Source organism: Telluria sp. Soil_C_11 (assembly GCF_057657395.1).
Window position 1 is genome coordinate 59,772 of the sequence record NZ_JBDGIN010000019.1, and the last position, 19,965, is coordinate 79,736.

17 protein-coding genes and 1 tRNA gene are annotated in these 19,965 nt (G+C 62.9%); 4 read left to right on the forward strand and 14 right to left on the reverse strand.

Features of this window, described 5'->3' with window-relative positions:
- Both AC3A6M_RS21830 and sodC read right to left on the reverse strand, forming a co-directional pair.
- Positions 1–2,643: a hybrid sensor histidine kinase/response regulator gene (locus tag AC3A6M_RS21830; protein ID WP_487854820.1), complete on the reverse strand. Its 2,643-nt coding sequence runs from the start codon at positions 2,641–2,643 to the stop codon at positions 1–3.
- A 195-nt stretch (positions 2,644–2,838) separates the two neighbouring features.
- A complete protein-coding gene (gene sodC, locus AC3A6M_RS21835; RefSeq protein ID WP_487854821.1) occupies positions 2,839–3,429 on the reverse strand; it encodes a superoxide dismutase [Cu-Zn] SodC in 591 nt (196 codons plus the stop codon).
- 159 nt (positions 3,430–3,588) lie between these two features.
- Between sodC and AC3A6M_RS21840 the strand changes: the two genes are divergently transcribed.
- From AC3A6M_RS21840 to AC3A6M_RS21850, 3 genes are read left to right on the forward strand one after another with little or no spacing between them, the layout of a single operon-like run.
- Positions 3,589–4,092 (forward strand): hypothetical protein, encoded by a 504-nt coding sequence (locus AC3A6M_RS21840; RefSeq protein ID WP_487854822.1) that lies wholly within the window; start codon positions 3,589–3,591, stop codon positions 4,090–4,092.
- Positions 4,089–4,466: a hypothetical protein gene (locus tag AC3A6M_RS21845; protein WP_487854823.1), complete on the forward strand. Its 378-nt coding sequence runs from the start codon at positions 4,089–4,091 to the stop codon at positions 4,464–4,466. Before AC3A6M_RS21840 ends, AC3A6M_RS21845 begins: the two co-directional genes overlap by 4 nt.
- 11 nt (positions 4,467–4,477) lie before the next feature.
- Positions 4,478–5,005, forward strand: a complete 528-nt coding sequence (locus AC3A6M_RS21850; RefSeq protein WP_487854824.1) for a hypothetical protein — start codon at positions 4,478–4,480, stop codon at positions 5,003–5,005.
- Positions 5,006–5,020: 15 nt separating this feature from the next.
- Here the strand turns inward: AC3A6M_RS21850 and AC3A6M_RS21855 are convergent, their stop codons facing one another.
- Positions 5,021–5,542 carry an N-acetyltransferase family protein gene (locus AC3A6M_RS21855; protein ID WP_487854825.1) on the reverse strand — a complete coding sequence of 174 codons (522 nt, stop codon included), beginning with the start codon at positions 5,540–5,542 and terminating at the stop codon, positions 5,021–5,023.
- The gene (locus AC3A6M_RS21860) at positions 5,539–6,123 is read right to left on the reverse strand and encodes a helix-turn-helix domain-containing protein (RefSeq protein WP_487854826.1); all 585 of its coding nucleotides are present in this window, start codon (positions 6,121–6,123) and stop codon (positions 5,539–5,541) included. The genes AC3A6M_RS21855 and AC3A6M_RS21860 overlap by 4 nt, the downstream gene beginning before the upstream one ends.
- Before the next feature lie 137 nt (positions 6,124–6,260).
- On the opposite strand from AC3A6M_RS21860, the gene AC3A6M_RS21865 reads away from it, so the two are divergent.
- Entirely contained in the window at positions 6,261–7,205 is a 945-nt protein-coding gene (locus AC3A6M_RS21865) for a DUF2268 domain-containing putative Zn-dependent protease (RefSeq protein ID WP_487854827.1), read from the forward strand.
- A 98-nt stretch (positions 7,206–7,303) separates the two neighbouring features.
- Here the strand turns inward: AC3A6M_RS21865 and rpoC are convergent, their stop codons facing one another.
- The 10 genes from rpoC to AC3A6M_RS21915 form a co-directional block, all read right to left on the reverse strand.
- Positions 7,304–11,551, reverse strand: a complete 4,248-nt coding sequence (rpoC, locus tag AC3A6M_RS21870) for a DNA-directed RNA polymerase subunit beta' (RefSeq protein WP_487854828.1) — start codon at positions 11,549–11,551, stop codon at positions 7,304–7,306.
- A gap of 106 nt (positions 11,552–11,657) precedes the next feature.
- Positions 11,658–15,767 (reverse strand): DNA-directed RNA polymerase subunit beta, encoded by a 4,110-nt coding sequence (gene rpoB, locus AC3A6M_RS21875; protein WP_487854829.1) that lies wholly within the window; start codon positions 15,765–15,767, stop codon positions 11,658–11,660.
- A 283-nt stretch (positions 15,768–16,050) separates the two neighbouring features.
- Complete coding sequence (rplL, locus tag AC3A6M_RS21880; RefSeq protein WP_135190423.1) at positions 16,051–16,428, reverse strand: 50S ribosomal protein L7/L12; 378 nt, start codon at positions 16,426–16,428, stop codon at positions 16,051–16,053.
- A gap of 52 nt (positions 16,429–16,480) precedes the next feature.
- Positions 16,481–17,017 (reverse strand): 50S ribosomal protein L10, encoded by a 537-nt coding sequence (gene rplJ, locus AC3A6M_RS21885; RefSeq protein ID WP_487854830.1) that lies wholly within the window; start codon positions 17,015–17,017, stop codon positions 16,481–16,483.
- Between the two features lie 280 nt (positions 17,018–17,297).
- A complete protein-coding gene (gene rplA, locus AC3A6M_RS21890) occupies positions 17,298–17,993 on the reverse strand; it encodes a 50S ribosomal protein L1 (protein WP_487854831.1) in 696 nt (231 codons plus the stop codon).
- Positions 17,994–18,425 carry a 50S ribosomal protein L11 gene (rplK, locus tag AC3A6M_RS21895; RefSeq protein WP_435573370.1) on the reverse strand — a complete coding sequence of 144 codons (432 nt, stop codon included), beginning with the start codon at positions 18,423–18,425 and terminating at the stop codon, positions 17,994–17,996.
- Between the two features lie 214 nt (positions 18,426–18,639).
- Positions 18,640–19,254 (reverse strand): transcription termination/antitermination protein NusG, encoded by a 615-nt coding sequence (gene nusG, locus AC3A6M_RS21900; protein ID WP_487854832.1) that lies wholly within the window; start codon positions 19,252–19,254, stop codon positions 18,640–18,642.
- Positions 19,254–19,643, reverse strand: a complete 390-nt coding sequence (gene secE / locus AC3A6M_RS21905; protein ID WP_487854833.1) for a preprotein translocase subunit SecE — start codon at positions 19,641–19,643, stop codon at positions 19,254–19,256. Before secE ends, nusG begins: the two co-directional genes overlap by 1 nt.
- A gap of 38 nt (positions 19,644–19,681) precedes the next feature.
- Positions 19,682–19,757 (reverse strand) — tRNA-Trp (locus tag AC3A6M_RS21910).
- 109 nt (positions 19,758–19,866) lie between these two features.
- Positions 19,867–19,965: EF-Tu C-terminal domain-related protein (locus AC3A6M_RS21915; protein ID WP_486329168.1), on the reverse strand; the 99-nt coding region annotated here is incomplete at its 5' end.

Consider the following 19,965-nt stretch of genomic DNA (forward strand, 5'->3'; position numbering starts at 1 on the left):
TCATGCCACGACGGATTTAGGCGCGGCCCCCAGAATCTGCGTCAGCTTGGCGATATCGACCGGCTTGACCAGGTGATGGTCGAAGCCGGCCTGGCGCGACAGTTCGCGGTCGCGCTCCTGGCCGTAGCCGGTCAGCGCCACGAACATGGCGCCGGCGTGGCCGGGCTGGCGGCGCAGGCGGCGCGCCAGTTCGTAGCCGGTCATGTCGGGCAGGCCGATGTCGAGGATGAAGACTTCGGTGCCCCCGATCGCGGCCGCGCGCAGCGTGGCCGACCCGTTCTCGTAGACCTGCACCTCGTGGCCATGGGCGCGCAGCAGCACCGCCAGCGAATGCCCGGCATCGAGGTTGTCGTCGACGATCGTGATCAGCAGCGGCCGGGTCTCGCCGGCGATACCGGCCGGGCGCGGCGCCTCGCCGTCCCGCGCCTGGGCCTGGGCGAGCGGCAGCGTGACCGTCATGGTCGTGCCCTGCTGGGCGCCGCCACTGTGGGCCGACACGCTGCCGTCATGCATGCGCACGATGCTCTTGACCAGCGCCAGGCCGATGCCGAGACCGCCCTGCGAGCGGTCGGGCGCGCGGTCGGCCTGGGTGAACAGGTCGAACACGTGCGGCAGCAGCTGGGCGTCGATGCCGCTGCCGTTGTCGCACACCCGCACCTCGCTCGACAGGCCATCGCTGGTCACGGACAGGGTGATCCTGCCGCCGGCCGGGGTGTACTTTGCGGAATTGTTGAGCAGGTTGACCAGCACCTGGATCAGGCGTGTGCGGTCGCCCTCGACCTGCACCGGGTCGGCGGGCAGGTCGACCACCAGCGCGTGCCGGCGCTCCTCGATGTGCGGGCGGGCCTGCTCGATGGCGGCCATCGCCACCTTGTTCAGGTCGAGCACTTCGGTCTCGAGCTTGACCAGGCCGCGCGTGACGCGCGAGACGTCGAGCAGGTCGTCGACCAGCTCCGTCATGTGGCGTACCTGGCGCGAGATGATGTTGCTGGCCTTCAGGCGCAGGCCCTCGTTCACGTCCGGCAGGCGCAGCAGCTGGGCGGCGCTGGTGATCGGCGCCAGCGGATTCCTCAGCTCGTGCGCCAGCATCGCCAGGAACTCGTCCTTCATCTTGTTGTGGCGCTCGGCCTCGGCGCGCGCGGCGCGTTCGCTGGCCAGCAGGCTTTCGCGCTCCTGGGCCGCCTTCTGCGCCATGTCGTACAGGCGCGCGTTGTCGATCGCGATCGCGGCCTGGCCGGCGAAGGTGCCGATCAGCTCTTCGGTGCGCGCGCTGAACACGCCCGGCGTCGAGTGCCCGAAGAACAGGCCGCCGATCACCTCGCCCGAGCGCGACACCACCGACGCCGCCAGGTAGCTGCGCACCGGCAGGTGGCCGGGCGGCATGCCGTGGTGCGGCCCCATCGACCCGTAGCGCGGATCCCTGGTGATGTCGTCGCTGCGGACCGGCGCGCTGCCGTAGAAGGTCGGGCCGAACACCTTGGTCGGGCGCGGCTGGCCGAAATTCTCGAACGCCTCGCGCGGCGCGCCGCTCAGGGTGTAGAGCAGGTAGGCGTCGCCGTTGTCGTCGGTGCCGTTGTGGAAGAAAGCCCCGAACTCCGCACCCGTGAGCTGGGTGGCGGCATCGGTGATCGCCTGCATCAGCGGCTGCAGGTCGATGGTCGAAGCCAGCTTCTCGGTCGCGTCTTTCATCAGCTCCAGCACGCGGGTTTCTTCGCGCAGCGCCTGTTCGGCGCGGATGCGGCGCAGCGCTTCCCAGGTGCGGCGGGCGCTGTCTTCGATCAGGTGGATCTCGGCCGCTTCCCAGCGCTGCGCGGCCGGGGCCTGCAGCGCCATCACCGCATCGAGCCGGCCGGCGTCGTCCATCAGCGGCACGGCGATGCCGGCGCCGATGCCCTGCGCCAGCCAGGCGTCGAAGCCCGGGATGCCGTCGCCGGAGATATCCGGCACGCACACGGTTTCGCCGCGCATCAGCTGGGCGGCGCGTCCGAACGCGAGCATCTCGAGCGGCACCGTGCGTCCGGGTTCGCCGTCCGGCGCGCCGTCGCGCCACTGTTCGCGGATCACCGCGGCGTGCGACGCATGGTCGACCGTCGCATAGATCGCCGCCGCGCCGGCGGCATAGGCGCTCACATGGCGTCCAGTGGCCCGCAGCAGCGCAGACGCCTCGGTTTCGCGGCGCACGATGTCGGCCAGTTCGAGCTGGAAGGCCTGGCGGCGCTCGGCCATGACGGTATGAGTGGTTTCGACGAAGGTCGCCAGGACGCCGCCGACCCGCTGCGATTCGTCGTAGACCGGGCTGTACGAGAACGTGAAGTAGCAGGTCTCGAAGTAGCCGTAGCGGTTGATCGACAAGGGCAGGTCACGGTAGCCCACGGGCTCCCCTTGCCTGACGCGCTCGAACATCGGACCGATGGTCGACCAGATTTCAGCCCAGGTGCGGCGCGCATCGCCGCCGATCCGGGCCTCTTTCTTGTCGCCGATGACGGGGACGTAAGCGTCGTTGTAGAACTCCAGGAACTGTTCGCCCCAGACCAGGTACATGGGCAACTGGCAGTCGAGCAGTGTTCGGACGGCAAGTTTCAGGCTGAACGGCCAGGACTCGACCGGGCCGACCGCGGTCGTCTCCCAGGGAAGACGCCGCATCTGCAGTTCCATCGCGCTGACGTTCTGTAGCGGGGTGTCTGCACACGCGGCAAGGTCGAATGGCCAAGGCATAGTATTTAGAGGCAGGAGCAAGCCGGACAGTCGGCTCAGCGATCCATCATAGCAGGCATTGTTAAATCAATGCATACGAGTAATGCTTAATTTTACATTGCCCCGGCTGCCGTGGCGTTTTGCTTACTGGATCACGCCGCAGGCGATGCGCTCGCCCCCGCCGCCCAGCGGCGCCGGCTTGTCGGCGTAGTTGTCGCCGCCGGCGTGGATCATCAGGGCCTTGCCCTTGACCTCGGCCAGCTTGCTCAGGCGCGGCGCCGTCACCGCAACGGTGGCGCGGCCGTCGCCGCCCACCACCAGCGGCGGCAGGTCGCCCATGTGGCCACTGCCGGTGGGGCCAAGGTGCTGCCTGGTGCCGTTCGGGTCATAGTGCCCGCCGGCGGCGCCTGCCGCGACCTTCTTCCCATCCTTTTCATTGACCGCGCAGCTGCCGGTTTCATGCACGTGGTAGCCGTGCGGTCCCGCCGGCAGGTCGGTCAGGGCCGGGGTGAACACGAGGCCGTTCGGCGACTCCGTGATCGTGACCGTGCCGATCATCTTGCCGGTGCCGGCCGGGGTGACCAGGGTCATGGGGGCTTGCAGCTTGTCGGCGGATGTCGTGAGGGTCGGGGCTGAGGCTTGGGTCTGGGTTTGGGCTTGGGCGCTGAGGGTGGGGACAGCGGCTGCGGCGAAGGTGCAGGCCAGCAGGGCGGCTTTGGTGTTCGTGCTTTTCATACCGTCTCCTTTCAGGGTGCTTCGGGTGGCAGTGACAGGAAAATTGCGAGGATAGTGTATGCCATCGCTACGGTTGAGGGTGTACGGGAGAACGGACTCTACTGCGGGGCATTGCTTGAGCCGTCTCACCGCTTGCGGAGTCGTTTTGGCGAAGAATTGATGGCTGTGATTCTGCCTTTGAAAGGACATTTCATGCCAACTCCACCCGTTCAAGACTCGCGAAAATTCTTCATGCTCCCGCAAGGATATGAAGGAGGCGGGTACTACACCTACGGCACGCCCGATCAGGGCCGCAGCCAGTACGCTCATCCACGGCTAATTACGCTGATCGGTTTGGTGGCCGCGGCGTGGGCGGCAATCGACGAGCGCAAATTCGGAATCGGTAATATCAGTCTGGCCGATGGCGCCAAACATCCCGATCACATGACCCATCGTAGCGGCCTCGAAGTCGACGTCCGGCCAGTACGCAAGGATGGCCGCCGTCTTCCCTGCTCAATCCACGACGCCCAATACGACAGAGCGGCCACGGCGAAATTGATCGATCTCTTCAGGCGGAACGCAGTGCTAAAAGTCGTGCTGTTCAACGATCTTTTAATCCCGCACGTCACTCCAGCCAAGCGTCATTCCGACCATTTTCATGTCCAACTTCCTGAGGCTAAATGATGAAGAAAGCTGCTTTCGTTTTCATCCTGATGCTCGGCGCAACGGCGGCTGCAGTCGGAGCAGACCAGGTACTGGGGCCTCATCGGAAACTCGAAGGCGTCTACCGGATCTATGGCGGAGGACTGGGCGATCCGGTAGCGCCGACGGCGAAAGACAGGAAAGTCATGTTTTCCATTACCGGGGAAGCAGCCCGCGAACTGTTTGACGCACTGGGTCCGGACAAGAAGGATGTGTGCACGGCAGGCAGCGGAACGCGGGTACGCGCGAGGGATAACGACAACCTGTTCTGTATGCGGACTGCCGAAGGAGATTACTCGTGCAATTTCGGCTTCGACCTCCGCAACGGGAAAAGTATTGGCGGGATTGTTTGCTGATGGACGCGCACATGCCCAAGCTGCAAACTCTGCAGGCTTTTCTGGCAACCCTCCTGTTGGGGCTATGCTCTCATGCCGCGGCAGCAGAGGGCTCCGCGCCGACGGAGCAGCTTATCAATGTCTTGTACGAGGAATTCGGCTGCCTAGGCCCGTCGGTATCTGCCCCGAAGTGCGATACCCCGGAAGCGGATCGGCGCAAAGCAATCTTCGAGCAAAGCCGCGCTACCCTCCGCAAATATTTCGACGCCTCCCTGGTCACGCTGCTGGAAAAGGAACGGCAGTGCGTCACCAGGACACAGGAGATCTGCAATCTCGATTTCGACCTGCTCCATGCGTCACAGGATCCCGATGCGGCGGATCTCAGCATCAAGGCGGAAGCTAGCAATAAGGTTGTCGTCAGCTTCCGCTATCCGTCAAATGGGGAGCGGATCACGATCCAGTACCTGCTCGCGCAGACGCGCAATGGGCCACGGATCACCGATGTCATCTATCCGAACGACACCTCGCTCAGGAAGCTGCTGATGACGAAGCTGCCGTAGTGTTCTCGCGGTGGCTCAGACCTGCTTGTAGAAGAACGTCGTCGCACACAGCGCCCCATCCGGCATGTACGCATAATCCGGCACCACCCCGGCGCGCTGCCAGCCCAGGCGCTCGTACAGCCGCTCGGCGGTGGCGCTGGCCGTATCGAGCACCAGCACCCGCCTGCCCTGCCCGCGCGCCGCCTCTTCCACCGCTTCCATCAGGCGCCGGCCGATCCCCGCGCCGCGCGCACGCCGGTGCACCAGCAGCTTGGCGACGTCGGCGCGGTGCGGCTGGTTTTCCGGCATGTCCGTGATCAGCTGGACGGTGCCGACGATGCCCTGGCCGTCCTCGGCCACGAGCAGGGTACGCTCGCCGCGCGCGATACCGTCGGCGACGTCCTGCCAGAAGCGCAGCGCCTTCTCGCGCGCCATCGGCAGCATGAAGCTCACCGAGGCCCCGCCTTCCACGCAATCGAGCAGCACGTCGGCCAGCTGGCCGATGCTTTCCTGAGCTTCATCGGCGCCCAGCAGGCGCACGGTGACGTCGTTCGTCATACGTCTCTCCTCGGTGGTTTGTGTGCCTGCGAGACCAGCGCGACGAGATAGCGCGCCGGCCTGGCGGTCGGGTTGTGATACGCGATCGGCTGGTCGAGGCGCATCGCCAGGCAGTCGCCGGCGTCGAGCGTCCACAGCGCGTCGCCGACGGTGACTTCCATCGTGCCGTCGATGATCCAGACCTGCTGGTGGACGTCGACGTCGCGCGCGCTGGTTTCATAAGCGACGCGCTGGCCGGCCGGGAAGTTCACTTCGACCAGCTGGATCGGCGAGTACACGCCTGGGGACAAGTTGCGGCGCACGTAGCCGGAGCCGGGGTCGGTCCATACCGGCTGGTCTTTCAGGCGCGCGACGGGCGACGGTGCATCTTCGACAGGCTTCTCGAACAGCGAGGCGACCGTGACGCCGAGGGCGGCGCTCAGCTTGTCCAGCACGGTGGCGGTGGCGCTGCTTTCGCCGCGCTCGATCAGCGAGATGTTGGATTTGCTGACGCCGCTGCGTTCGGCCAAGACGGCGAGCGAAAGGCCCTGGGTGTCGCGCAGTTCACGCAGGCGCTGGGCGATGAGGTGGTTGATGTCCATAAAGTCCAGTATATAGGAATTCAAAATCCTGTAAACTGGATAAATCATTGTACCTACGGCACCGTCGCCATTCCAGATCTTGCATTGGAACATGCCCCATGGGAGCATTGTTTTTTTATTCACTGATGGGAATTGCCATGCGCTTGTTATCGACCGCCCTTGCCCTCGCCATATCGTCCGTTGCCCTGGCTGCCGTGCCGGACCAGAAGCCGCACCTGCACAATTCCGCGATGGCGTTCGCGGAATTCTGGGATGCGAACAAGGACAAGCCGGCGGCCGAACAGCTGGCGGCGTTCAGGGCGCAGGTCGCGCCCACCTACCCCGGCTTTTATGACGTCCGGCGCTTCAAGGGGCAGCTCACTCCGCTGCAGTACGACCAGCGCATCGAAGGCGCCATCAGGGACTTCTCCGCCATCCGGACCGACTACCTCAGGAAGGCCAGGGAGTTCGGTGGCCAACTGCCTGGCTACATGGCCACGTTCAAGGCTGCGTTCCCGGATTTCCAGCCGCCGGAGGACATCTACGTCTTGCACGCGCTGGGCGAAATGGACGGCGGCATGCGCGAGATCGGCGGCAAGCCCGTGATGATCTTCGGCGTGGACGGCATGGTGAAATACCACGGCAAGGGCAAGGAAAGCGCCTTCTTCCACCACGAGCTCTTCCACGTCTACCATCGTCCCCTGATGCAGGAATGCGAGGATGCCGGCATCTGGGCGCACTTGTGGAAGGAAGGGCTGGCGGTGCACGTGTCGAAGGTGCTGAATCCGGACGCCGACGAGCAGGAACTGCTGCTCGACGTGCCCAACCACATGGCGGCGCAGACCCGTGCCGTGCTGCCGGCGGCGCTGGCCCAGCTGGAAAGCGTGCTCGACAACACCGACGACGAGACCTACGCCGGCCTGTTCTACGGCAGCGGCAATGCCGGCACACTGCCCAAGCGCCGCGGCTATTACCTCGGCTATCTGGTGGCGCAGGACGCCGGCAAGACCCGCGATCTTCGCGAACTGGCAAGGCTGAGCTGCGCGCAGGTCAAGGAACTCGTGCACGCGACGGTAGGCAGGCTCAGGACACAAGCGAACTGAAAAAAGCGCCTGGCGCGCCGCAGGCAGAAAAAAAAACGGCACCCGAAGGTGCCGTTCTCTCATCAGCCGTTATCAGCGGCTAGAAGCTGAAGCGAACATCACTCGCCGTCGCCGTGATGCTGCTCGATCGAAGCCGCAGCCTGCTGCTGGTCTTCCATCGCCTGCAGCTCGGCAGCCATGTTGGCCTTCTCCTGCTGCAGCAGCTGCTGGCGCTCTTCTGCTTCCCACTGCTCTTTCTCCTTGCGGGCGCGGTGGAAGGCCAGGCCGGTACCGCCAGGGATCAGGCGGCCGACGATCACGTTTTCCTTCAGGCCGCGCAGACCATCGCGCTTGCCCATGATCGCCGCTTCGGTCAGCACGCGGGTGGTTTCCTGGAACGATGCGGCCGAGATGAACGAGTCGGTCGACAGCGATGCCTTGGTAATACCCAGCAGAACGTTCTCGTAGGTCGCCGGCAGCTTGCCTGCGGCCGTCACGCGGTCGTTCTCTTCCAGCAGTTCCGAACGCTCGACCTGCTCGCCGACGATGTAGTCGGTGTCGCCGGCTTCGACGATCTGGACACGGCGCAGCATCTGGCGAACGATCACCTCGATGTGCTTGTCGTTGATCTTCACGCCCTGCAGACGGTACACGTCCTGCACTTCGTCGACGATGTAGCGGGCCAGCGCTTCGATACCCAGCAGGCGCAGGATGTCCTGCGGATCGGCCGGGCCGTCCACGATCATCTCGCCCTTGTTCACCACCTGGCCGTCGTGCACCAGCACTTGCTTGTCCTTGGTGATCAGGAACTCGTGCTTGTTGCCGTCCATGTCGGTGATTTCCAGGCGCTGCTTGCCCTTGGTTTCCTTACCGAAGGCGACCGTACCGGTGACTTCCGCCAGCATGCCGGCATCTTTCGGCGAACGGGCTTCGAACAGCTCGGCAACGCGCGGCAGACCACCGGTAATGTCACGGGTCTTCTGCGACTCGGTCGGGATACGTGCAAGCACTTCACCCACCGACACCTGCTGGCCGTCCTTCACCATGATCAGCGCGCCGACCTGGAAGCCGATCGTCACGGCGTGCTCGGTGCCGGCGATCTTCACTTCCTGGCCTTCTTCGTTCAGCAGTTTCACCTGCGGACGATTGACCTTGCCGGAACCGCGGCGTTTCGGGTCGATCGCCACCAGGGTCGACAGGCCGGTGACCTCGTCCACCTGGCGAGCGACGGTGACGCCCTCTTCCACGTTCTCGAACTTGATCGTACCGGCGTACTCGGTGATGATCGGACGGGTCAGCGGGTCCCAGGTGGCCAGCGGCATGCCTGCCTTCACGGTCATGCCGTCATGCACGGCCAGGGTCGCGCCGTACGGCACCTTGTGACGCTCGCGCTCGCGGCCGTGGTCGTCCGTGATCAGCACTTCGCCCGAACGCGAAATGACGATCTGGGCGCCCTTGCCGTTGGTGACGTAACGCATGGTCGCGGTGAAGCGGACCGTGCCGTTCGACTTGGCTTCGACCGACGATGCCACCGCAGCACGCGATGCCGCACCACCGATGTGGAAGGTACGCATGGTCAGCTGGGTACCCGGCTCACCGATCGACTGTGCGGCGACCACGCCGACGGCTTCGCCGGCGTTCACCAGCAGGCCGCGGCCCAGGTCACGGCCGTAGCACTTCGCGCACAGGCCATAACGGGTGTCGCAGTTCAGCGGGGTGCGGACCTTGACTTCATCGATACCGACGCGCTCGATCTCTTCGACCATGTCTTCGTCCAGCAGCGTGCCGGCTTCGTACAGCGTCTCCTGGGTTTCCGGATTGACGATGTCGGTGCCTGCGACGCGGCCGAGGATACGGTCGCGCAGCGGCTCGATGACTTCACCGCCTTCGACCATCGCCTTCATGTGCGTGCCGTTGGTGGTGCCGCAATCGTCCTCGATCACCACCAGGTCCTGGGTCACGTCGACCAGGCGGCGGGTCAGGTAACCCGAGTTCGCGGTCTTCAGCGCGGTGTCGGCCAGACCCTTACGGGCGCCGTGCGTCGAGATGAAGTACTGCAGAACGTTCAGGCCTTCGCGGAAGTTCGCGGTAATCGGCGTCTCGATAATCGAGCCGTCCGGTTTCGCCATCAGGCCTCGCATACCGGCCAGCTGGCGGATCTGGGCTGCCGAACCACGGGCGCCCGAGTCGGCCATCATGTAAATCGCGTTGAACGATTCCTGGGTGCCGTGGGTGCCGTCGCGCTTGACGACCGGTTCCACTTTCAGCTGGTCCATCATCGCCTTGCCGACTTCGTCCGAGGTCTTGCCCCAGATGTCGACGACCTTGTTGTAACGCTCGCCGGCGGTGACCAGACCCGAGGCGTACTGCTGCTCGATCTGCTTCACTTCCGCTTCGGCGGTCGCGATCATGGTCTTCTTGACGTCCGGGATCAGCATGTCGTCCACGGCGATCGAGATACCGGCGCGGGTCGCCAGGCGGAAGCCCGACTGCATCAGCTTGTCGGCAAACACGACGGTCGCACGCAGGCCGCACTTGCGGAACGAGGTGTTGATCAGCTTCGAGATTTCCTTCTTCTTCAGCGCGCGGTTCAGCACCGAGAACGGCAGGCCTTTCGGCAGGATCTCGGACAGGATCGCACGGCCGACCGTGGTCTCGTAGCGGGTCAGGGTCTGGTCGAAGCCGCCTTCGGCGTTCTTCGGGAACTCGACGATACGCACGGTGATGCGGGTCGCCAGCTCGACTTCCTTGTTGTCGTACGCGCGGATGACTTCCGACACGTCCGGGAACAGCATGCCTTCGCCCTTGGCGTTGATCGCTTCGCGGGTCGCGTAGTACAGACCCAGCACGATATCCTGCGACGGGACGATCGACGGCTCGCCGTTCGACGGGAACAGGATGTTGTTCGAAGCCAGCATCAGGGTGCGGGCTTCCATCTGCGCTTCGATCGACAGCGGGACGTGGACTGCCATCTGGTCACCGTCGAAGTCGGCGTTGAACGCCGCGCAAACCAGCGGGTGCAGCTGGATCGCCTTGCCTTCGATCAGCACCGGCTCGAACGCCTGGATACCCAGACGGTGCAGGGTCGGCGCACGGTTCAGCATGACCGGGTGCTCTTTGATGACTTCTTCCAGGATGTCCCAGACCACCGGCTCCTGTTGCTCGACCAGCTTCTTGGCGGCCTTGATGGTGGTCGCGAGACCCATCAGTTCCAGCTTGTTGAAGATGAACGGCTTGAACAGTTCCAGGGCCATCAGCTTCGGCAGGCCGCACTGGTGCAGTTTCAGCTGCGGACCCACCACGATGACCGAACGGCCCGAGTAGTCGACGCGCTTGCCCAGCAGGTTCTGACGGAAACGGCCGCCCTTACCCTTGATCATTTCGGCCAGCGACTTCAGCGGACGCTTGTTGGCGCCGGTCATCGCCTTGCCGCGACGGCCGTTGTCCAGCAGCGAGTCCACTGCTTCCTGCAGCATGCGCTTCTCGTTACGCGTAATGATTTCCGGAGCGCGCAGTTCCATCAGGCGCTTCAGGCGGTTGTTACGGTTGATGACGCGGCGGTACAGGTCGTTCAGGTCGGAGGTCGCGAAACGGCCGCCATCCAGCGGGACGAGCGGACGCAGCTCCGGCGGCAGCACCGGGAGCACTTCCATGATCATCCATTCCGGCTTGATGCCCGAACGCTGGAATGCCTCGAGCACCTTCAGGCGCTTGGCGTATTTCTTGATCTTCGCTTCCGACTTCGACTCTTTCAGTTCGACGCGCAGCGCTTCGGCTTCGCGGTCGATGTCGATCGAGCGCAGCAGTTCACGGATGCCTTCGGCGCCCATGAATGCGGTGAAGTCGTCGCCGTACTCTTCGTACTTGGCGGCGTAGTCGTCTTCCGACATGATCTGGCACTTCTTCAGCGGGGTCATGCCCGGATCGGTCACGACGTATGCTTCGAAGTACAGGACGCGCTCGATGTCGCGCAGGGTCATGTCCAGGACCATGCCCAGGCGCGACGGCAGCGACTTCAGGAACCAGATGTGGGCGACCGGCGAGGCCAGCTCGATGTGGCCCATGCGCTCACGGCGCACCTTGGCCAGGGTAACTTCGACGCCGCACTTCTCGCAGATCACGCCGCGGTGCTTCAGGCGCTTGTACTTGCCGCACAGGCACTCGTAGTCCTTGATCGGGCCAAAGATCTTGGCGCAGAACAGGCCGTCACGCTCCGGCTTGAACGTACGGTAGTTGATGGTTTCCGGCTTCTTGACTTCGCCGTACGACCACGAACGGATTTTCTCGGGCGACGCCAGGCCAATCTTGATGGCGTCGAAGCTCTCGTTTTGCTGAACTTGCTTGAATAGATCGAGCAGTGCTTTCATTTATCACTCCGGGTGATTGAATTCTTTACTTCAGTCGTCGCCCCCGCGAAGGCGGGGGCCCAAGTACTTGGGTTCCCGCCTTCGCGGGAACGACGGGTACTGGCTATTAGCTGCGCTCGAGATCGATATCGATACCCAGCGAACGAATCTCTTTCACCAGCACGTTGAACGATTCCGGCATACCTGCATCGATCACGTGGTCGCCCTTGACCAGGTTCTCGTACACCTTGGTACGGCCATTCACGTCGTCCGACTTCACGGTCAGCATTTCCTGCAGCACGTACGACGCGCCGTAGGCTTCCAGTGCCCACACCTCCATCTCACCGAAGCGCTGGCCACCGAACTGGGCTTTACCACCCAGCGGCTGCTGCGTCACCAGCGAGTACGGGCCGGTCGAACGGGCGTGCATCTTGTCGTCGACCAGGTGGTGCAGTTTCAGCATGTGCATGAAGCCGACGGTGACCTTGCGCTCGAATGCTTCGCCGGTGCGGCCGTCGTACATCGTGACCTGGTTCTTCGACGGGGTCATGCCCAGGTGGGCCGCGATCTCGTCCGGGAACGCCAGGTCCAGCATGCGGCGGATTTCGCTTTCGTGCGCACCGTCGAACACCGGGGTGGCGAACGGCACGCCGTTCTTCAGGTTGTTCGCCAGTTCGACGATTTCCTCGTCGCTGAAGCTGTCCAGGTCTTCCGACTTGCCGGTCTCGTTGTAGATCTTGCCCAGGAAGGCGCGCAGCTGTTCGGTCTGTGCCTTGGCCTTGATCATTTCGCCCAGACGCAGGCCCAGGCCCTTCGCCGCCCAACCGAGGTGGGTTTCGAGGATCTGGCCGACGTTCATACGCGACGGCACGCCCAGCGGGTTCAGCACGACGTCGGCCGGGGTACCATCGGCCATGAACGGCATGTCTTCCACCGGCACGATGCGCGAGACCACACCCTTGTTACCGTGGCGGCCCGCCATCTTGTCGCCCGACTGCAGGCGGCGCTTGACGGCCAGGTAGACCTTGACCATCTTCTGCACGCCAGGCTGCAGCTCGTCGCCCTGGGTCAGCTTCTTGCGCTTCTCTTCGAAGGCCAGGTCGAACTGGTGACGCTTCTCGTTGATCGACTCCTTCATCGCCTCCAGTGCGTTGGCGGTTTCGTCGTCGCTTGGCCTGATGTCGAACCAGTGGAACTTGTCCAGGTCAGCCAGGTATTCCTTGCTGATCACGGCGCCCTTGGCCAGCTTCTTCGGGCCGCCATTCACGGTCTTGCCGACCAGCAGGCGTTCCAGACGCTGGAAGGCGTCGCCTTCCACGATGCGCAGCTGGTCGTTCAGGTCCAGGCGGAAGCGCTTCAGCTCGTCGTCGATGATCTGCTGGGCGCGCTTGTCGCGGACGATGCCTTCGCGGGTGAAGACCTGCACGTCGATCACGGTACCGACCATGCCCGACGGCACGCGCAGCGAGGTGTCCTTCACGTCGGACGCCTTTTCGCCGAAGATCGCGCGCAGCAGCTTCTCTTCCGGCGTCAACTGGGTTTCGCCTTTCGGGGTCACCTTACCGACCAGCACGTCACCGGCCTGCACTTCGGCGCCGATGTAGACGATGCCCGACTCGTCCAGGCGAGCCAGCTGGTTCTCCGCCAGGTTCGAGATGTCGCGGGTGATCTCCTCGGGACCTAATTTGGTGTCGCGGGCCACCACCGACAGTTCCTCGATGTGGATCGAGGTGTAGCGGTCGTCCTTGACGACGTTTTCCGAGATCAGGATCGAGTCCTCGAAGTTCAGGCCGTTCCACGGCATGAACGCCACCAGCATGTTCTGGCCCAGCGCCAGTTCGCCCAGGTCGGTCGAGGCGCCGTCGGCGATGACGTCGCCGCGTGCCACGCGATCGCCCACTTTCACGATCGGACGCTGGTTGATGTTGGTGTTCTGGTTCGAACGGGTGTACTTGATCAGGTTGTAGATGTCCACACCGACTTCGCCGGCTTGCGCCTCGTCGTCGTTCACGCGGATCACCACGCGGCCGGCGTCGACGTAATCGACCAGGCCGCCACGGGTCGCCTGCACGGTGGTGCCCGAGTCGACCGCCACGGTGCGCTCGATACCGGTACCGACGAAGGCTTTCTCCGGACGCAGGCAAGGCACGGCCTGGCGCTGCATGTTGGCGCCCATCAGTGCACGGTTCGCGTCGTCGTGCTCGAGGAACGGAATCAGCGAAGCGGCAACCGACACGACCTGGCCCGGGGCCACGTCCATGTACTGGATGCGTTCCGGCGAGACCAGGATGGTTTCGCCGGCTTCACGTGCCGACACCAGTTCGTCGACCAGCTGGCCTTCTTCGTTGATCGCGGCGTTTGCCTGGGCGATGATGTAGCGGCCTTCTTCGATCGCCGACAGGTATTCGATCTTGTCGGTGACTTTCGAACCTTCGACCTTGCGGTACGGGGTTTCCAGGAAGCCGTATTCGTTCAGGCGGGCGTACAGTGCCAGCGAGTTGATCAGGCCGATGTTCGGGCCTTCAGGCGTTTCGATCGGGCACACGCGGCCGTAGTGGGTCGGGTGCACGTCGCGCACTTCGAAGCCGGCGCGTTCGCGGGTCAGGCCGCCCGGGCCCAGTGCGGAAACACGGCGCTTGTGCGTGATTTCCGACAGCGGGTTGGTCTGGTCCATGAACTGCGACAGCTGCGACGAACCGAAGAATTCGCGGATCGCGGCCGAGATCGGCTTGCTGTTGATCAGGTCGTGCGGCATCAGGTTGTCGGCTTCGGCCTGGCCCAGGCGCTCCTTGACGGCGCGCTCGACGCGCACGAGGCCGGCGCGGAACTGGTTTTCGGCCAGTTCGCCCACGCAACGCACGCGGCGGTTGCCCAGGTGGTCGATGTCGTCGACTTCGCCGCGGCCATTGCGCAGCTCGACCAGGATCTTGATCACGGCCAGGATGTCTTCGTTCGACAGGGTCATGTCGCCGGTCAGTTCGTCACGGCCGATACGGCGGTTGAACTTCATGCGGCCGACGGCCGACAGGTCGTAGCGTTCCGGGCTGTAGAACAGGCCGTTGAACAGCGCTTCCACCGACTCTTCGGTCGGCGGCTCGCCAGGACGCATCATGCGGTAGATCGCCACGCGGGCGGCGGTCTGGTCGGCGGTGTCGTCGGTGCGCAGGGTCTGCGAGATGTAGGCGCCCTGGTCCAGGTCGTTGGTGTACAGGGTCTGGATCGACGCGATGTTGGCGTCGCGCAGCTTGCCCAGCAGCTCGTCGGTCAGCTCGTCGTTGGCGCTGGCGATGATCTCGCCGGTTTCGCCGTCGACGACGTTGGTGGCCAGCACGCGGCCGACCAGGTAGTCTTCCGGCACCGAGATATAGGTGATGCCGGCGGCTTCGATGTCGCGCACATGCTTGGCATTGATGCGCTTGTCCTTAGTGACGATGGTCTTGCCGGTCTTCGGATCGACGATGTCGAAGCGCGCGACTTCGCCGCGCAGGCGCTCGGCCACGAATTCCAGTTCCGCGCCTTCCGAGCGCAGGTTGAAGTTGTCGAACACGAAGAAGTTGGCGAGGATCTGCTCCGGCGTCATGCCGATGGCTTTCAGCAGGATCGTCACCGGCATCTTGCGGCGGCGGTCGACGCGGAAGAACAGGATGTCCTTCGGGTCGAACTCGAAGTCCAGCCACGAGCCGCGGTACGGAATGATACGTGCCGAGAACAGCAGCTTGCCTGACGAGTGGGTCTTGCCGCGGTCGTGCTCGAAGAACACGCCCGGCGAGCGGTGCAGCTGCGAGACGATCACGCGCTCGGTGCCGTTGATCACGAACGAGCCGTTGGCGGTCATGAGCGGCAGTTCGCCCATGTACACTTCCTGTTCCTTCATCTCTTTCACGACCGGCTTGGTCGGCGATTCCTTGTCCAGAATCACCAGGCGCACTTTCGCGCGCAGCGGCGACGCGAAGGTCAGGCCACGTTGTTGGCATTCCTTGACGTCGAAAGCGGGGTCACCCAGCACGTAAGAGAGGAACTCGAGGCGCGCAAAACCGTTGTGCGACACGATCGGGAAGATGGAGCTGAAAGCCGATTGCAGGCCTTCGTTCTTGCGGGCGGAAGGACCAGCGTCCGCCTGCAGGAAATTCTCGTAAGACTCCAGCTGGGTTGCCAGGAGATAGGGAACGTTGTGAACGTTGGCGCGCTTCGCGAACGACTTGCGAATGCGTTTCTTCTCAGTAAATGAGTAGTGCATGGACACTCCGTGAGTGACAGAAAGGGATGAGACTTCAGGAATTGCCAGTGGTTAAGACACCACATGCAAGGCCTCAAAACTCGCCACGCTCCATCTGGTGATAAAGGACAGCCGGTACTGCTGTGTTACGATTACTTCTGCTGCTACTGCTTACTGCAGGGGTCATGCGTGTTTGTCGCAGGGACGACAAAAGAGCCAAAGCCGCATACCCCACCTTCCGGCGGGGGTCTGCAAGCTTTGACTCCGGCTTTGGGCACCGTCGCCGGCGCCCATTGCATATGTATTACTTGAGCTCGGCCTTGGCGCCAGCTTCTTCCAGCTTCTTCTTGGCGGCTTCAGCGTCAGCTTTCGGCAGGGCTTCCTTGACGGTCTTCGGTGCGCCGTCGACCAGGTCCTTGGCTTCTTTCAGGCCCAGGCCGGTGATTTCGCGGACGGCCTTGATGACGCCGACCTTGTTCGCGCCGACTTCAGCCAGCACGACGTTGAATTCGGTCTGCTCTTCAGCAGCCGGTGCACCAGCGGCGGCGCCGCCAGCTGCCGGAGCTGCCATTGCAGCTGCCGACACGCCGAACTTCTCTTCGAAAGCCTTGACCAGGTCGTTCAGTTCCATGACCGACATTGCGCCAACTGCGTCCAGGAACTCTTCTTTGCTAATTGCCATTTGAAACTCCAATATTTAGTGTGTAGTTAGTACTTGAGCAAAAAGGCTTGGCTTATTCAGCCGCTGCCGGTTCCGCTGCGGCTTCTGCCGGAGCTGCGGAACCTTCGCCTTTTTGTGCTGCCACGGCAGCCAGAACTCGTGCGAAGCCGGAAACCGGAGCCTGCATGACGCCCAGCAGCTGGGCGATGAGGACTTCACGGCTCGGGATGCTTGCCAGCGCGTTGACGCCAGCGACATCCAGGTTCTTACCAGCGTAGTTACCGCCCTTGACCACCAGCTTGTCGTTGGTCTTGGAGAAGTCGCTGATCACCTTGGCTGCTGCCACGGCGTCGTCCGAGATCGAGTAGATCAGCGGACCAACCATGGTCTCAGCCAGCGGTGCGAACTGGGTGCCTTCCACAGCGCGACGTGCCAGCGTGTTCTTCAGAACACGCAGGTACACACCCTGCGAACGAGCATTTGCACGGAGTTTCGTCAGAGCACTAACCTGGATGCCACGGTACTCGGCGACGACGATGGTTTGCGCGGTTGCTACTTTTGCGCTAACTTCTTCGACGACGACCTTTTTGTCATTCAGATTAAGACCCACGGTCAATCTCCTTAAATGATGTGAGGGACATCCCCCGCATCGGTTCGAACACGGCGTCCGAAGTTAAGAAGTACGACAAAGCATCGACTACAAAACTTGTTCGGGTTCGCCATCTGCGTTGGGTGATCTATTAACCTCCTGCCACGATCAGAGGGACAGGACTGAAGTCCTTTCCCCTTGGTGTAGCATTCGGCCCAACGGTCTTTGATTGCCTGGCGGGTTGCCCCGCCAGCCCAAAGATCTGCCCTGCGGTGAAACTGCAGGGACTAAAACTTGCTAATCAGGCAGCCAGGGTGCCCTGGTCGACGCGGACGCCAGCGCCCATGGTCGACGAGATGGCGACCTTGCGCAGGTACACGCCTTTCGACGATGCCGGCTTGGCCTTGTTCAGGGCGTCGATCAGCGCGACCAGGTTGGTCTTCAGCTGTTCGTCCGAGAACGACTTGCGGCCGATGGTGGCGTGCACGATACCAGCCTTGTCGGTACGGTACTGGACCTGACCGGCCTTGGCGTTCTTGACGGCGGTGGCGACGTCCGGGGTCACGGTGCCGACCTTCGGGTTCGGCATCAGGCCGCGCGGGCCCAGGATCTGACCCAGGGTACCGACGATACGCATGGTGTCCGGCGAAGCGATCACGATGTCGAACGGCATGTCGCCGGCCTTGACGCGCTCTGCCAGGTCTTCCATGCCGACGATGTCGGCGCCGGCGGCTTTAGCCTGCTCGGCCTTGTCGCCCTGTGCGAACACGGCGACGCGGACGGTCTTGCCGGTACCAGCCGGCAGCACCACGGAACCGCGAACGACCTGGTCCGACTTCTTCGGGTCCACGCCCAGCTGGACGGCGACGTCGATCGACTCGTTGAACTTGGCGGTAGCGAATTCTTTGACGATTGCAACAGCGTTGTCGAAAGCGTAGACCTTGTTACGATCCACTTTGGCTTTCATTTCTTTGACGCGCTTGGACAGCTTAGCCATTTAGATACCCTCCACCGTGATGCCCATCGAACGTGCCGAGCCGGCGATGACGCGCACAGCGGCGTCCAGGTCGGCAGCGGTCAGGTCCGGCTGTTTGGTTTTTGCGATTTCTTCAGCCTGGGCACGGGTCAGGGTGCCGACCTTGTCGGTGTGCGGCTTGGCCGAACCTTTGGTGACGCCCGAGAACTTCTTGATCAGGTAGGTCGCCGGCGGGGTCTTCATCTCGAAGGTGAAGGACTTGTCCGCGAAGGCGGTGATCACCACCGGGATCGGCATGCCCGGCTCCATGCCTTGGGTCTTGGCGTTGAACGCCTTGCAGAATTCCATGATGTTCAGACCGCGCTGGCCGAGGGCCGGGCCGATCGGAGGGGACGGGTTTGCTTTACCAGCCGGCACTTGCAGCTTGATAAAACCGATGATTTTCTTTGCCATGATGGCTCCTATCTCTCGATTGAGTGGTAGCGCTCTGTGGCACCCCGATCAAGCTACTGCGCGTTGCACTTTTGGTCTGCGATGCTCGCTGTACCTTCGTACAGCTGCGCTTCTCGACCAACATTGCCGCCGCTCGCCACGCTTGCTCGGAGCGCCACGCGGAGCTCCTCTTACCGGATTCCGCCTAGCTGCTGCGACGCTCCGATTCGGCGTTTTAGACTTTCTCTACCTGCCCGAACTCCAGTTCCACCGGAGTCGCGCGGCCGAAGATGGTGACAGTGACACGCACCTTCGATTTTTCGTAGTTGACTTCCTCGACGTTGCCGTTGAAGTCGGTGAACGGGCCTTCCTTGATCCGCACCTGCTCGCCCACTTCGTACAGCACTTTCGGCCGGGGCTTTTCGACGCCCTCCTGGACCTGCTGCATGATCTTGTCGATTTCGCGGGCCGGGATCGGGGTCGGCTTGTTGCTCTTGCCGCCGATGAAGCCGGTGACTTTCGGCGTGTTCTTCACGAGGTGCCAGGACTCATCGGTCATTTCCATCTCGACCAGCACATAACCCGGGAAGAAGCGGCGCTCGGACACCGATTTGCTGCCGTTCTTGACCTCGACCACTTCTTCGGTCGGGACCAGGATCTGGCCAAACTGCTCCTGCATGCCGGCGCGCTCGATGCGCTCGGTCAGGCCGCGCATGACGCTCTTTTCCATGCCCGAGTAGACATGTACGACGTACCAGCGCTTGTTGCTGACCGGAGTACTCAGCGGCGCACCAGCGTCTTGTGCCGGGACATCGCCCGGCACGTTATCTTGCTGCACGTTTTCGCTCATTATCGTTTCCACCCCAGGATCACGTCGTACATCAGGAACTCAAGAATCTTATCCGTGCCCCACAGGAAGATCGCCATTACCAGAACAAAACCGAATACCACGGCGGTGATCTGGGTCGCTTCCTTGCGGGTCGGCCAGACGACCTTTTTCGTTTCACGTACAGACTCTTTGGCGAAGCCCAGGAAGTCGCGACCGGTAGCGGAAGTCCACAGCAGCAGGACGGCAACGACCAAACCAGCCACGAGTGCGCCTGCGCACATCAGAGCTGGTTTGTTCTGGCCTTTCAGGATGAAAAAGCCAACCACGCCTGCAATCGTAGCAACCACTGCCAGCGCAACCTTGAACTTGTCGTTCGAGGTGCTGACGGTTTGCACGGATTGATTAGACATACTTAATTTTACTTTCGGGTGCCTGGCACCGAATTCGGTGGCAGGGGCGGAGGGCATCGAACCCCCAACCTTCGGTTTTGGAGACCGACGCTCTGCCAATTGAGCTACGCCCCTACAAAAACTTCTAGTTGAATCGAGCATTATACGCGGTGCGGGTGCGCCGCGCAACACTCTATTGTTGGGAGGAACAGGAACGTTCCTCCCGATGTGACTCTATTACTGCTTAGGCGATGATCTTGGCAACCACGCCGGCGCCGACGGTACGGCCGCCTTCGCGGATTGCGAAGCGCAGACCTTCTTCCATCGCGATCGGGGCGATCAG

Excerpts from the sequence above, each read along its gene's own strand:
- AC3A6M_RS21830 (WP_487854820.1), bottom strand. The coding sequence starts at position 2,643 with ATGCGGCGTCTTCCCTGGGAGACGACCGCGGTCGGCCCGGTCGAGTCC.
- sodC (WP_487854821.1), bottom strand. The coding sequence starts at position 3,429 with ATGAAAAGCACGAACACCAAAGCCGCCCTGCTGGCCTGCACCTTCGCC.
- AC3A6M_RS21840 (WP_487854822.1), top strand. The coding sequence starts at position 3,589 with ATGGCTGTGATTCTGCCTTTGAAAGGACATTTCATGCCAACTCCACCC.
- AC3A6M_RS21845 (WP_487854823.1), top strand. The coding sequence starts at position 4,089 with ATGATGAAGAAAGCTGCTTTCGTTTTCATCCTGATGCTCGGCGCAACG.
- AC3A6M_RS21850 (WP_487854824.1), top strand. The coding sequence starts at position 4,478 with ATGCCCAAGCTGCAAACTCTGCAGGCTTTTCTGGCAACCCTCCTGTTG.
- AC3A6M_RS21855 (WP_487854825.1), bottom strand. The coding sequence starts at position 5,542 with ATGACGAACGACGTCACCGTGCGCCTGCTGGGCGCCGATGAAGCTCAG.
- AC3A6M_RS21860 (WP_487854826.1), bottom strand. The coding sequence starts at position 6,123 with ATGGACATCAACCACCTCATCGCCCAGCGCCTGCGTGAACTGCGCGAC.
- AC3A6M_RS21865 (WP_487854827.1), top strand. The coding sequence starts at position 6,261 with ATGCGCTTGTTATCGACCGCCCTTGCCCTCGCCATATCGTCCGTTGCC.
- rpoC (WP_487854828.1), bottom strand. The coding sequence starts at position 11,551 with ATGAAAGCACTGCTCGATCTATTCAAGCAAGTTCAGCAAAACGAGAGC.
- rpoB (WP_487854829.1), bottom strand. The coding sequence starts at position 15,767 with ATGCACTACTCATTTACTGAGAAGAAACGCATTCGCAAGTCGTTCGCG.
- rplL (WP_135190423.1), bottom strand. The coding sequence starts at position 16,428 with ATGGCAATTAGCAAAGAAGAGTTCCTGGACGCAGTTGGCGCAATGTCG.
- rplA (WP_487854831.1), bottom strand. The coding sequence starts at position 17,993 with ATGGCTAAGCTGTCCAAGCGCGTCAAAGAAATGAAAGCCAAAGTGGAT.
- rplK (WP_435573370.1), bottom strand. The coding sequence starts at position 18,425 with ATGGCAAAGAAAATCATCGGTTTTATCAAGCTGCAAGTGCCGGCTGGT.
- nusG (WP_487854832.1), bottom strand. The coding sequence starts at position 19,254 with ATGAGCGAAAACGTGCAGCAAGATAACGTGCCGGGCGATGTCCCGGCA.
- secE (WP_487854833.1), bottom strand. The coding sequence starts at position 19,643 with ATGTCTAATCAATCCGTGCAAACCGTCAGCACCTCGAACGACAAGTTC.